Consider the following 12,871-nt stretch of genomic DNA (forward strand, 5'->3'; position numbering starts at 1 on the left):
AGGCTGGGTGTGGAAGCGTTGTGAGGCGTTGAGCTAACCAGTACTAATTGCCCGTGCGGCTTGACCATACAACAGAGATGGTTACTAACGAACGGATTGTGTTCGATCGAGAGACGCGCAAAGCTCGAAACGTTTAAAGCGTAGAGAGTATCGACTTGCGGTGTATTACTACAGAATGTTTTACCGACTTATTTGGGGTTATCGCCGATTGGGAAGCTGATCGAGGCAAACAGCGATAACAGGCAGCGCAGGACTAGAAAAGTCCATAAGACCAAGCCAACCCAAGCCAGTTTGCCTGACGACAATAGAGTTGTGGAACCACCTGATCCCTTGCCGAACTCAGAAGTGAAACGCAACATCGCCGATGGTAGTGTGGGGATTCCCCATGTGAGAGTAGGTCATCGTCAGGTTTTAATTCAAAAGGCCGTACAGGAAACTGTACGGCCTTTTTTCTTTCTTGCATCGCGAAATTCTGCCTGAATTTGCTGAGTAATCAGTTATTTTCGTGAAACTTTGGTGACGTTTTTTTAGACGCTTTCCGAACCCCAGTAACCACGCCACTCACACCTAATATCCCACACTTACCCACAAGTCTGTCCAAGGTTTCTGTGCGTAACCGCCCTGTGCATAAGTTTTAATTTGTTCTCTAAATCAAATGGTAAGGATATGCACAGGTAATCCCGGTTTTCCTGTGCAACTTGAGCAGCCCTGTGAATTACCTTGCGCTGGTGGACGCGTACGATATATTCGGATGTTAAATTGACCGTAATATTTCAAGGAGTCAGCCCATGTCCGATATCTTCACTATCCCGGTTCAAACCAGTGAAGGGAAAAGGGGAACACTGGATGAGTTCAAAGGGAAGGTCCTGCTCGTGGTAAATACTGCGAGTAAGTGCGGGTTTACCCCGCAGTATCAGGGGTTGGAAGACCTGTACCGAAAGTACAAGGACCAGGGGCTGGTTGTACTAGGATTCCCCTGTAACCAGTTTGGTCAGCAGGAGCCTGGCAGCGATAGCGAAATTCAGGAGTTCTGCACACTTAACTACGGAGTGAGCTTCCCAATCTATGCAAAGGTGGACGTGAACGGATCTGATGCACACCCACTATTCTCACACCTGAAGAAACTGGCGCCTGGGATTCTCGGGACTGAAGGTATCAAATGGAATTTCACCAAATTCCTGGTGGGCCGTGAGGGCGATGTGGTGAAGCGATATGCGCCGAAAGACAAGCCAGAACAGCTTGCGGCAGATATTGAGGCCTTACTGTAGATGCCCAGCCTGCTCGAACGGGGAATCTCGCCGGGGACTGGCAGCTGACACTTGCTCCGCTAAGTTGTTTTATCCTAATTTGTTTATATTGTTTGATCTATTTTTTGCTTTGGCTGCTATTTCTAACCGGTCAAATAGGATGAGTATTGATGTGTCGGGGGTGATCGGACTATAGTTTGCGACGCCAGTGCAGGGGCTAGCGTTGGACTCTGCTACTGGCGAGCAGTGAACTAATCAATCAGAAAACGGATACAGACATGAAACCCAGTCAATCCGCCGGCAAATGGTTGCCGGGTGTGCGGCGTCGGGTCTCCTGCGTTTTCGCGGAGACGTCATTTACCACCTATTCACGCTATCCCGCTGCGAGCTTCACTGCCCTCCTACTACTAGCACGCCTGCTACGACTGCCGCGCCGCGGCATATAATTTTACTCCCATACCTCTCTACAGAATTCCGTACTTAATTCGAGCAGTGCGTAGACAGCGGCGTTACCGCTGTTTAGCCTCGGGCCAGACTAGGAGAAGAGCCCTGATGAACGCTAAAAAAGATAAATTAGTCATTTTCGATACCACCTTGCGCGACGGCGAGCAAAGCCCCGGCGCTTCCATGACCAAGGACGAAAAAATCCGTATCGCCTCCATGCTGGAGCGCATGCGGGTCGACGTCATCGAGGCCGGCTTCGCTATTGCCAGTCAGGGCGATTTTGAAGCTGTGCAGGCGGTGGCAGAAACCGTAAAAGATTCCCGTGTATGTAGCCTTGCCCGTGCCGTCGGGCCCGATATTCTGCGTGCCGGCGAAGCGCTCAAAAAGGCCAATGCTTCCCGCATTCACACCTTTATTGCCACCTCACCCATCCATATGAAGTACAAGCTTCAGATGGAGCCGGAAGATGTGTTGCGTCAGGCGGTAGAGGCGGTAAAAACTGCGCGCCAGTTTACCGATGATGTCGAGTTTTCCCTGGAGGACGGCAGCCGCTCTGAACCGGAATTTATGTACCGGATTATCGAAGCGGTCATCAAGGCCGGTGCCGGCACCATCAATATCCCCGATACCGTCGGTTACGGTGAACCGGGAGAGTATGGTGCCATGTTCAAGCGGGTCATTGAGAATGTACCCAATTCCGACCTGGCGATTTTCTCTACTCACTGTCATAACGACTTGGGCCTGGCCGTGGCCAACTCCCTTTCTGCGGTGATGAATGGTGTTCGCCAAGTAGAGTGCACCATCAATGGTCTGGGCGAGCGTGCGGGTAATGCATCGCTGGAAGAAATCGTAATGGCCGTGCGTACCCGTCAGGATCTGTATCCGGTAGAGACCGGTATCGATGCCTCGCATATCGTGCCCACTTCGCGTCTGGTTTCCTCTATTACCGGCTTCCCGGTACAGCCAAACAAAGCGATCGTGGGGGCTAATGCCTTTGCGCACGAATCTGGTATTCACCAGGATGGCGTGCTCAAGCACCGCGAGACCTATGAAATCATGCGCGCAGAGGATGTCGGCTGGGGGCAGAACCGTCTGGTCCTTGGCAAGCACTCCGGTCGCGCGGCGGTAAAGGCGCGCTACGAGGAGCTGGGAGTTACCTTTGCCGACCCAGCGGAGTTCAATGTGCTGTTCCAGCGGTTCAAGGATCTCGCGGATAAAAAGCATGAGATCTTCGATGAAGACTTGCAGTCCCTGATCTCCGGTGCGGCAGACCCGGTGGAACACTATCAGCTGGCCGATCTCGAGGTGCGCAGCAAAAGTGGCAGCAATCCACAGGCGCAGCTGGAACTGGTGATCGATGGCGAGCGGAAAACCTGCAGTGCTGAGGGCAGTGGTCCGGTGGATGCAACTTTCAAGGCCATTGAGTCTGTGGTGGGAAGCCAGGCGGACCTGCAGCTTTATTCCGTCAACGCGGTTACACAGGGTACCGACTCCCAAGGCAGCGTAACGGTCCGACTGGAGCGCGACGGAAAACTGGTCAATGGCGTTGGGGCCGATACCGATATTCTTGTAGCGTCCGCAAAAGCCTATCTGGATGCGTTAAACTTGCTCGCCAGTAAAAGCAGCAAGCCAACCGGCGTCTGAGGCAAGACGCCAGCGGGGAACAGAGTGAACGAACTACAGCGGACGGAATACCTGGCGGCACTGGGCGTGACCAGTTATATGCCGAGATTCCGTCTGCCACTCGCTGCAGAACCTACCCAGGCGCTGCTGCCCCCGCCCACTCAGTCAACGCCAGCCGAGTCTGAAACACGACCTGCTTCAGCAGCTGCATTGATGCACTCGGTGGGTGCATCAGTGCCGGAGCCCGCGAACTCGCCGCCTGCGCCTGCTGAGTCCCGGCCCGATACTCCGCTTGAGGTGGAGCGTGTTGTAGGCAGCCTGACGGCGGATGTGAAGGTTTCCATACCGGCCAAAGCAGTGCCGGTGGCAGCCCCGGAAAAACCGGTGCAGCCGTTTGTACTCAGTTGCTGGTGGTTGGGAGAAGAGCTGCTGGCGGTGGATAGTCGGGAGCCTGGAGCGGCGCTGCCGGTGGAGTCGCTGTTCGGCAATATCGTGCGTGCCCTTGACTGGCATCAGTTGCCAGCCGAGCGCGACAAGCTGAAATGGCCTCTGGCTGAAAACCCTTTCGCTACCGCTGCCGGCGCCAGTGATGCCCGGGAGACCTGTGGAAGCTGGCTGGAAGCCGCCTGCGGACGCAAATCGGTGAAGTCTATCTGGCTGATGGGCTCTCAGGCCCAGGAGTACTGCTCCCCGGTACCGCTGGAGTCTGCGGTCAGTGAGTGGCAGGGGATTCCAGTGCTGGCGATGCCAAGCCTGACCGAGTTATTGAATGATCCATCGCGCAAACGGGAAGTCTGGCAACTGCTTCGCAAGCACTATCCCGAACAAACTCGCAGTAAATAGTGCTACTGGATCTCTCACTATGGCCGATCAGGGAAGTCGCCCTTGAATCCACCGTCTTCACCCCCGCCTGCTTCAAATCCAACGTCCGCACAGTCTTCGCCGGACAAGCTGCGTTTTGAACGCGCCAATCTACAGGATTGCGATGAACTGGCAGTGCTCGCCCGCAGCGCCCACAGCCATCCGTGGAATGCGGGTCAGTACCGGGACAGCCTGACCACAGGTCACCACTGCTGGGTATTGCGCAACCCTCAATCGGATACCGGTACCCAGAATACGATCGTAGCCTGCTGCGTGGTCAGCCGTCTGTTCGACGAGATCGAAGTTCTGGATGTGGCCGTGGCGCCGGACTGGCGGAACCAGGGCCTCGGGGCTCAATTACTACAGCAGATTTTTGCTCAGTTCCCCGAAGATGTGGCGCGGGTGCTGCTGGAAGTGCGCGCATCCAACCGCCCGGCGCGGGCGCTCTACCACAAGCTCGGATTTTCCGAAGATGGGCGACGCAAGAATTACTACCCAAAATCCGACGGCAGTCGAGAAGACGCGCTGCTGATGAGTCTGATATTGTAAGCGGCCAATTTGCGCCCCATATATGGCCGCGCATCATCTAAGTCCGGAATCACCATGCCATCCCATCAATCACAACCTTCGCTGTTGGAAGGGTCTGTTGCCGCGCACTTGCAGCGGCTCGCACTGCCGATGGTGTGGGGTATTCTCGCCACCATGTCGTTCAATGTTGTAGATACCTATTTTGTATCCAAACTGGGCGACGGCCCGCTGGCGGCAATGAGCTTCACCTTTCCCGTAGTGATGGTGATCAACGCCCTGGCGATTGGGCTGGGCGCTGGGACTTCCTCGGCCGTAGCGCGAGCCTATGGCGCTGGTGATATGGGGCGGGTTCGCCGCCTGGTCACCGATGCCACTTTACTGGCAACACTGTTGGCTGTGATTGTCAGTGTGCTAGGGCTTGCTACGATCGAACCGCTGTTCCGCCTGCTGGGCGCAGAAGAGCGGCTGCTGCCAATGATTACCGAGTATATGGTGACCTGGTATTACGGTGCGGTATTTGCGGTGGTACCCATGGTTTCCCTGTCTGCCTTGCGGGCTATCGGGAATAGCGCCCTGACCGGGCGTATCATGATGGCGGTTGCCTTCTTCAATCTGATCCTGGATCCCTTGCTGATTTTCGGTTTGCTCGGTTTTCCCCGTCTTGAACTGCAGGGCGCGGCGCTGGCTACCGTGATTGCCCGCGGTATCAGTTTCTTTATCGCCCTGTATGTTCTGGCGCGGCGCGAGCAGCTGCTGTCTCTTCCTACCACAGACTGGGGTGCGCTTAGAGAGTCCTGGTCGAGCCTGTTAAAAGTAGGTCTCCCCGCCATCGCGACGAATGTGATTATTCCCATGTCTGGCGGCGTGGTGGTGGCGCTGGTTGCGGCGCACGGCGCCGATGCTGTGGCCGGTCTCGGTATTGCCCTGCGCATTGAGCCACTTGCGCTGATTGTGTTCTATGCGCTGTCTTCGGTAGTGGGGCCGTTTATGGGGCAGAACGCGGGCGCGGGCAAATTGCAGCGGCTCGATGAAACCATTTCCGTGCTCGGTCGCTTTTGTATTCTGTTTGGTATTGGTCTGGCTTTGTTGCTTTGGCTGGTCGGTGGATCCATAGCGGGGTTGTTCAGTGATTCCCCGCAGGTTCTCGATGTCGCGATCGCCTATTTGTGCCTGGTGCCATTCAGCTACACGGGCTACGGCTTTGTGATGTCCGCCAATGCGGCGTTCAATGGCCTGGGGCACCCGTTACCTGCGACGATGATTTCTTTCTTGCGGGTGCTGGGGATTTATTTGCCTCTTGCCTGGCTGGGGAATCATTTCTGGGGCATTACCGGCCTGTTTCTGGCAACGTTGGTTTCGAATCTGTTGCTGGGGCTGTTGGCCTGGTGGTGGTTGCGCAAATATTTGAAAAAATACGCGAGCAAAGTTTCCGTTGCGGCGCCCGGTTAACGGGCGCCCTGCCATTCAGAAGCTGAGCCGCTATCGAGTGATTGGCGCAGTTGCTGCTTCGAGCCACGCGCGCGTAGATTCATTCACAAGAGGGCTCAGGGTTGCACAGACTTTTTCGTGATAACTATTGAGCCACTGCAATTCGGTATCGCTGAGTAGTTCTGGGTTGATCAGCGCGCGGTCGATGGGCGCCAGTGTCAGATCCTCAAACTCAAGAAAGCCAGCAAATTCCGTGCTTTCCCTTACGAAGATCAGGTTTTCAATTCGGATGCCGTATTCGCCTGTCAGGTAAAACCCTGGCTCGTTAGATACGATCATTCCGGCTTCCAGTGCCACATTGGTATTGGCCTTGCCGATACGCTGTGGCCCCTCATGCACGCTCAAAAAGCTACCCACGCCATGGCCGGTGCCGTGGGCATAATCCAGACCTGCATCCCAGAGTGATTTGCGCGCGAAGGCGTCGATCTGCTCGCCGCAGGTACCGGTGGGAAAGCGCAGGGTGGCGATGCCGATATGGCCTTTCAGGACACGGGTGAAATGATCCCGAGCTGCTTCGGGAATTTCGCCCAGTGCTACCGTGCGGGTCACGTCGGTGGTGCCGTCCGGATACTGGCCGCCAGAGTCGATCAGGTAAATCCCTTCCGCCCCCATGGGCAGGCTGGATTCCGGGGTAACCCGGTAGTGCACGATGGCGCCATTCCCGCGATAGCCGGAGATGGAGTCAAAGCTGTCGTCGGTAAACCCCTCGCGCTGTTCCCGTTTGCTGCGCAGCAGTTTGACCGCTTCCAGTTCGCCAAAATTGTCGCCTTGCACCGCGCCCGGTAGCTCGGCCAGGAATTCACACAGAGCGGCCCCATCGCGGATGTGCGCGGCGCGACTGCCCTCCAGCTCGGTGGCATTTTTGCGTGCCTTGGCGCTGGTGATCGGGTCCCTTTCCAGCAGTACCTGAATATCCCGGTCGCGCAGTTGCTGCAGGCTCCAGCAGTTGCTGAGCAACGGGTCTGCCCACACGCTCTGCACGTGCCGGCGCTCGGCAGCCTGGAAGAGTTCCGCTTTGTCGTGTACCAGCTCTACCTCCGGTCCCAGATGAGTGCGCAGGGCATCACTGGCGGCGTTTTCGGCCAAATACAGAGTGGCGCTGCCATCAGAGTACAGGCAACCCATGGATAGGGCGACAGGAAGATGGGGGATGTCGCTACCGCGGATATTGAACAGCCAGGCGCAGACCTCTGGGTTTGCCAGCAACAGTGCGTCCTGTTTTTTGCCGGCAATCAGCTGCGCGATTCGTCGGCGTTTGCTGGCGGACTCTTCGCCGGTAAACGTCTGCGGGTGGGGCCGAGCCGGACCATCGGGCGCCGCGGGGCGCTCCTGCCAGATACAATCGATGGGGTTGGCGTCCAGCGGCTGGAGCCGTATTCCCTGTTCTTCAAGTCGTTTCCGGAGCGGAGCCAGGCCAGGCTCCGTGTGCAGGCGCGGGTCGTAACCCAAAGTATCCCCTTCATTCAGGGCATCACCGAGCCATTCTGCGATTTCATTGGCTGTGAGGTTTTGTTGCTCGATGGCCTGATTGCCAATCTGCTGCTTGGCCTGAATGGTGTAGCGGCCATCAACGAACAGGGCAGTGCGACTGTGGGCGAGGGCAGCGAGGCCGGCGGAGCCGTCAAAGCCGGTGAGCCAGGCGAGACGCTCGTCACATGCGGGTACATACTCGTTCTGGTACTCGTCGCAACGAGGCACCAGAAAGCCCTGTACCCGTTGTGCCTGCAGAGCCTGTTGCAGCGCTTCCAAACGTTCCTGACTCATTATCCACCTCTATAACTAAAATACTTTTTGCAGTCTAACAGCCCCCAGAGAACTGCGCCGACGTGTATAATGCGCGCCTGTTTTTTATCCACCTCGATTGTTTGCACTATGGGTCAATCCTCCTCTCTGGCGGGCATCAACGGCCGCCGCACCTTTGCCATCATTTCCCACCCGGACGCCGGTAAAACCACGGTGACCGAGAAGTTGCTGCTGTTCGGAAATGCCATTCAGCTGGCGGGTTCGGTGAAGGGTAAAAAGGGGCCGCACGCGCGCTCTGACTGGATGACCATGGAGCAGGAACGGGGTATCTCGGTAACCTCCTCGGTAATGCAGTTCCCCTACAAACAGCGGGTTGTGAACCTGCTGGATACTCCGGGGCACGAAGACTTCTCCGAAGATACCTATCGGGTACTGACCGCGGTGGATTCCGCGCTGATGGTGATCGATGGCGCCAAAGGCGTCGAGGATCGCACCATCAAGCTGATGAACGTATGTCGTCTGCGTACCACGCCGATTCTGTCGTTTATCAACAAGCTGGACCGCGACATCCGCGACCCCATCGAGGTGATGGACGAGATTGAGGAGGTACTGAATATCCAGGCGGCGCCGATCAACTGGCCGCTGGGTTCGGGCAAGCTCTTCAAAGGGGTGTACAACCTCTACACCGACACCATCCACGTATTCAAGCAGGGCCAGGGCCACACGATTCCGGAAGATATCCAGATCAAAGGCCTGGATAGCGATGAGGCAACGGCCCTGTTGGGTGAGGATGCCGAGGAAATCCGCGAGGAAATCGATCTGGTGCGCGGCGCCACCCATGAGTTTGATCTGGAAGCCTATCGCGCCGGCAAGCTGACACCGGTGTTTTTTGGCACCGCGCTGGGCAACTTTGGTGTACGCGAAATGCTGGATGGCTTCGTGGAATGGGCACCGGGTCCGCAGTCGCGGGAGACCAATGAGCGGGAAGTGCAGCCGGGTGAAGACAAGTTCTCCGGTTTCGTCTTCAAGATCCAGGCAAATATGGATCCCAAGCACCGTGACCGTATTGCGTTTATGCGCGTCTGCTCCGGCACTTACAGCCGCGGCATGAAAATGAAACACGTGCGTATCGGCAAGGACGTGAAAATTGCCGATGCAGTGACTTTTATGGCCGGCGACCGCACCCACGTGGAAGAGGCAATTGCGGGCGATATTATCGGCCTGCACAACCACGGCACCATCCAGATTGGCGACACCTTCACCGAGGGAGAGAGCCTGAAATTTACCGGTATTCCCAACTTTGCCCCGGAGCTGTTCCGCCGGATTCGCCTGAAGGACCCGCTGAAGCTGAAGCAACTGCAAAAAGGACTGCAGCAGTTGTCCGAAGAGGGCTCCACGCAGGTGTTTTTCCCACTGGATAACAACGACATTATTGTCGGCGCGGTGGGGGTACTGCAGTTTGAGGTGGTGGCGTACCGTCTGAAAGACGAGTACAAGGTGGAAGCCATTTACGAAAATGTGAATGTGAATACCGCGCGCTGGGTGGATAGCGAAAGCAATAAAGAGCTGGAGAACTTCAAGCGTAAGGCCAGTATCAATCTTGCGCTGGATGGCTCCGGGCACCTGACCTATCTGGCGCCGACGCGGGTCAATCTGCAGCTGGCGGAAGAGCGTTACCCGGATGTACGCTTCTATGCGACCCGTGAACACTGATTTGAATATTGCATTCGCGCAAACCTGACTCCGCAGAAAATTGAAGAGATTGTTGCAGTGACAGCCGTAAAAAACACAACGATTCCCGCACAACTGCCCGAAGAAATGCCGCGGACGGGCAACTGGCTTACCCAGCGTATCGGTCTGTTGATCGTGAAAGTATTGGGCTGGCGTTTTGACGGCGAGTTTCCCGCGGAGAAAAAATTGATGGTGGCGCTGGCTCCACACACTTCCAACTGGGATTTTGTGGTGGCAATGCCGTTTATTATGGCACTGAAGCTGAAAGCATCCTGGTTGATGAAAAAGGAGGCTTTCTTTTTTCCTTTCAAGGGACTCTTCATGTGGTTGGGGGGTATCCCTACCGACCGGCGCGCCGCGGGTGGTATGGCCAAGCAGGTAGCGAGCCAGTTCAAAAACCACGAGAAAATGTGGGTGGCCATCACCCCGGAAGGCACCCGTAAAAAAGCAGCCAAGTGGAAAAACGGCTTTCTGCGCATCGCCCACGCGGCGAATGTGCCGGTACTGCTGGTTGCCTGGGACTTCCCCACCAAGCGAATCTGTATCGACTCGGTGTATAAAACCACCGGAAATTTCGATGAAGATATGCAGGAAATCCAACGCCGGTTTAGCAAGTACCGCGGGCGTAACCCTGAAAATCAGACCGACTTTGTGGATGCGGGGTAACTGTTGACGATCGTCATAACGCTAGTTGTTTCCTTTGCGGTGTTTGCCCTCATCATCTGGGGGCTGATGCATATGCGCACGCCGCGTTTTCGGATGGAGCGCGCGCAGTTTCAGCAGGGGCTGGAAGATGTGATTGCCGGGCAGGCGGATGACAATGAATGGCGTGTGCTGATTGGCTACCCCATGCGGCACGATCCGCCGCTGGAGGCGCTGCGCCTGGAATGCCTGCAAATCGAAGAAAACGAGTACACCGGCAAGATGCCTTACCTGTTTTCTGATACCGGGCTTGAGCAGCTGCGCGCAGTGCGAGAGCGATTACTCGCCCTTCCCGCCGAGGGCTGACCGATGTTCATGCCGGCAGCGTGTGCCGTTAATACCGAATTCTGACCAATAAAATAATTTCCACGAGTTGTAACTGGAGAAGCCAATGTTGAACCGAGTGTTGAAACCACTTACTGCCATTACCGGAAGCTTTGCCGCTGCGCTACTGGTTGCTACCGCGCAAGCCGTACCATTGAAGCAGGAGGATTTGTCCGTGGCGGAAGTGCTGCGGGATCGCGCGCTGGAATCCTCCGACGCATACAGCCTGGTGGAATCTCTCACCGTGGAGGTCGGCCCCCGTCGTGCCGGTACCAAAGGTGACGAGCGCGCGGTGGCATGGGCGCAACAGAAAATGAAAGACCTCGGTTTCGACCGTGTGTACACCGAGCAGATCGACGTGAAGCGCTGGGCGCGCGGTCATGCACATGCGGAAGTTACCGCTCCTTTCCCGCAGCCACTGGTGGTTTCCTCTCTAGGCTACGGTGCGTCAACCCCAGAGGGCGGCCTCACCGCGGAGATCGTGGAGTTCGCAGATGTGGAAGCGCTGATGAAGGCGCCGGCGCGCAAGGTGAAAGGCAAGATCGCCTTCATTAACAAGCGCATGGAGCGCGCCCGCACCGGAGAGGGCTACGGCCCGGCAGTACAGGGGCGCAGCAAGGGGATGCGCGCCGCAGCGGAAAAAGGCGCTGCAGCAATGTTGCTGCGTTCAGTGGGTACCGACTCCGACCGCTTTGCACACACCGGTATGATGTCCATCGACGGTGTTGAAAACCCGGTACCGGCGCTGGCGTTGTCCGCTCCGGATGCGAACCTGCTGGAAGCCATGCTCGAGCGTGGTAAGCCGGTGGAAGTAAAACTGGATGTACATAACGAGCCACTGGCCGATGGCCCCTCCTTCAACGTGATCGGCGAAGTCGTTGGCCGCGAGAAGCCGGAAGAAGTGGTGCTGATCGGCGCACACCTGGACAGCTGGGACGAGGGCACTGGCGCCCTGGACGATGGGGCTGGCGTAGCCATCGTAATGGAAACCGCGCGACTGATCTCCGAGCTGCCCCAGCGCCCGCGCCGTACCCTGCGTGTTGTGCTATTCGGTGCCGAGGAGATTGGCCTCGTGGGCGCCAAGCAGTATGTGGATGCCCACCAGAACGAACTGGACAAGATCATCATGGTGTCCGAATCGGATTTTGGCGCCGGTAAGGTCTGGCGATTTGATACCCGCATTCCGGAGAGCAAGTTCGCCATCGCGGATCAGATGATGCAACTGCTGGCGCCGCTGGGTATCGAGCGTGGTAACAATAAATCTTCCGGTGGCCCGGACAGCAGTGTATTCGTTGCCCGCGGCGTGCCGGCCATGGGGCTGTACCAGGATGGTAGCGATTACTTCGATTACCACCACACGCCCAACGACACCCTGGACAAGGTAGACCCGGAAAACCTCAAGCAGAATGTGGCGGCCTGGGTCGTGATGTCATTCCTGGCGGCGGAAATGGAAGGGGATTTCGGTCGCGTGCCGACCGAGCACTGATTCTCACATTTCCTGAGGGCTCAAAGCCTTGCAAAAGCCCCGCACTTTGTGGGGCTTTTTTGTGCCGTGAAATTACCTGCCGCTTGATTGACATTGCTATAGGGCGTCGTCATGCTGCCTCCACTTTCAACAGGCAAGTCAAGGAATACGCACATGGCCAATATCACTCTGAAAGGAAACCCCATCACCACCGTTGGCGATCTCCCGGCAGTTGGCAGCCAGGCGCCGGCGTTCACCCTGGTGCAAGGTGATCTCTCCGAAATTACCCTGCAGGACCTCGCCGGAAAGCGTGTGGTACTGAATATTTTCCCATCCGTAGACACCCCGACCTGTGCCACTTCTGTGCGCACATTCAATGAAAAGGTATCTTCCCTGGAGAACACCGTGGTTGTGTGTGTGTCTGCAGATCTGCCTTTTGCCATGACCCGCTTCTGTGGCGCCGAGGGCCTCGACGATGTGAAACTGGGCTCTGCATTCCGTTCAGGCTTTGGTAGTGATTACGGGGTGGCATTCGAGACCGGCCCGCTGAAAGGTCTGCTGTCCCGCGCGGTGGTAGTGATCGATGAGAGCGGTAAAGTGATTTACACCGAGCAGGTTGCCGAAACCGCCGACGAGCCGAGCTACGAAGGTGCCATCGGCGCCCTGTAACCGTTACTCGACAATTGTTCGATTACCGTTTGGTCTTCGTAACAAA

General features: G+C 56.6%; 11 protein-coding genes and 1 rRNA gene. 11 read left to right on the forward strand and 1 reads right to left on the reverse strand.

Features of this window, described 5'->3' with window-relative positions; translation table 11 throughout:
• Positions 1 to 294 precede the first annotated feature (294 nt).
• The 6 genes from rrf to ACXAG1_RS07015 all read left to right on the forward strand — a co-directional run bounded on the left by rrf (position 295) and on the right by ACXAG1_RS07015 (position 6,152).
• Positions 295 to 410: ribosomal RNA gene (gene rrf, locus ACXAG1_RS06990) — 5S ribosomal RNA — on the forward strand.
• A gap of 378 nt (positions 411 to 788) precedes the next feature.
• Positions 789 to 1,268 carry a glutathione peroxidase gene (locus ACXAG1_RS06995; RefSeq protein WP_475093891.1) on the forward strand — a complete coding sequence of 160 codons (480 nt, stop codon included), beginning with the start codon at positions 789 to 791 and terminating at the stop codon, positions 1,266 to 1,268.
• A 531-nt stretch (positions 1,269 to 1,799) separates the two neighbouring features.
• Positions 1,800 to 3,335 carry a 2-isopropylmalate synthase gene (locus ACXAG1_RS07000; RefSeq protein ID WP_475093890.1) on the forward strand — a complete coding sequence of 512 codons (1,536 nt, stop codon included), beginning with the start codon at positions 1,800 to 1,802 and terminating at the stop codon, positions 3,333 to 3,335.
• Positions 3,336 to 3,359: 24 nt separating this feature from the next.
• Complete coding sequence (locus ACXAG1_RS07005) at positions 3,360 to 4,157, forward strand: hypothetical protein (RefSeq protein WP_475119346.1); 798 nt, start codon at positions 3,360 to 3,362, stop codon at positions 4,155 to 4,157.
• Positions 4,158 to 4,199: 42 nt separating this feature from the next.
• A complete protein-coding gene (gene rimI, locus ACXAG1_RS07010) occupies positions 4,200 to 4,724 on the forward strand; it encodes a ribosomal protein S18-alanine N-acetyltransferase (protein WP_475119347.1) in 525 nt (174 codons plus the stop codon).
• 54 nt (positions 4,725 to 4,778) lie between these two features.
• On the forward strand, positions 4,779 to 6,152 hold the full coding sequence (locus ACXAG1_RS07015) for an MATE family efflux transporter (protein WP_475119348.1): 1,374 nt from the start codon (positions 4,779 to 4,781) through the stop codon (positions 6,150 to 6,152).
• Between the two features lie 30 nt (positions 6,153 to 6,182).
• Here the strand turns inward: ACXAG1_RS07015 and ACXAG1_RS07020 are convergent, their stop codons facing one another.
• Positions 6,183 to 7,955, reverse strand: a complete 1,773-nt coding sequence (locus ACXAG1_RS07020; protein ID WP_475119349.1) for an aminopeptidase P family protein — start codon at positions 7,953 to 7,955, stop codon at positions 6,183 to 6,185.
• A 108-nt stretch (positions 7,956 to 8,063) separates the two neighbouring features.
• On the opposite strand from ACXAG1_RS07020, the gene prfC reads away from it, so the two are divergent.
• The 5 genes from prfC to tpx all read left to right on the forward strand — a co-directional run bounded on the left by prfC (position 8,064) and on the right by tpx (position 12,825).
• Entirely contained in the window at positions 8,064 to 9,647 is a 1,584-nt protein-coding gene (gene prfC, locus ACXAG1_RS07025; protein ID WP_475093885.1) for a peptide chain release factor 3, read from the forward strand.
• A gap of 57 nt (positions 9,648 to 9,704) precedes the next feature.
• On the forward strand, positions 9,705 to 10,331 hold the full coding sequence (locus tag ACXAG1_RS07030; RefSeq protein ID WP_475093884.1) for a lysophospholipid acyltransferase family protein: 627 nt from the start codon (positions 9,705 to 9,707) through the stop codon (positions 10,329 to 10,331).
• A 3-nt stretch (positions 10,332 to 10,334) separates the two neighbouring features.
• Positions 10,335 to 10,673 (forward strand): hypothetical protein, encoded by a 339-nt coding sequence (locus tag ACXAG1_RS07035; protein WP_475093883.1) that lies wholly within the window; start codon positions 10,335 to 10,337, stop codon positions 10,671 to 10,673.
• An 85-nt stretch (positions 10,674 to 10,758) separates the two neighbouring features.
• Entirely contained in the window at positions 10,759 to 12,177 is a 1,419-nt protein-coding gene (locus ACXAG1_RS07040) for a M20/M25/M40 family metallo-hydrolase (RefSeq protein WP_475119350.1), read from the forward strand.
• 153 nt (positions 12,178 to 12,330) lie between these two features.
• Complete coding sequence (gene tpx, locus ACXAG1_RS07045) at positions 12,331 to 12,825, forward strand: thiol peroxidase (protein WP_475093881.1); 495 nt, start codon at positions 12,331 to 12,333, stop codon at positions 12,823 to 12,825.
• The last annotated feature ends 46 nt before the right edge of the window (positions 12,826 to 12,871 follow it).

The sequence above is a fragment of the Microbulbifer sp. ABE4_465 genome (assembly GCF_056160765.1).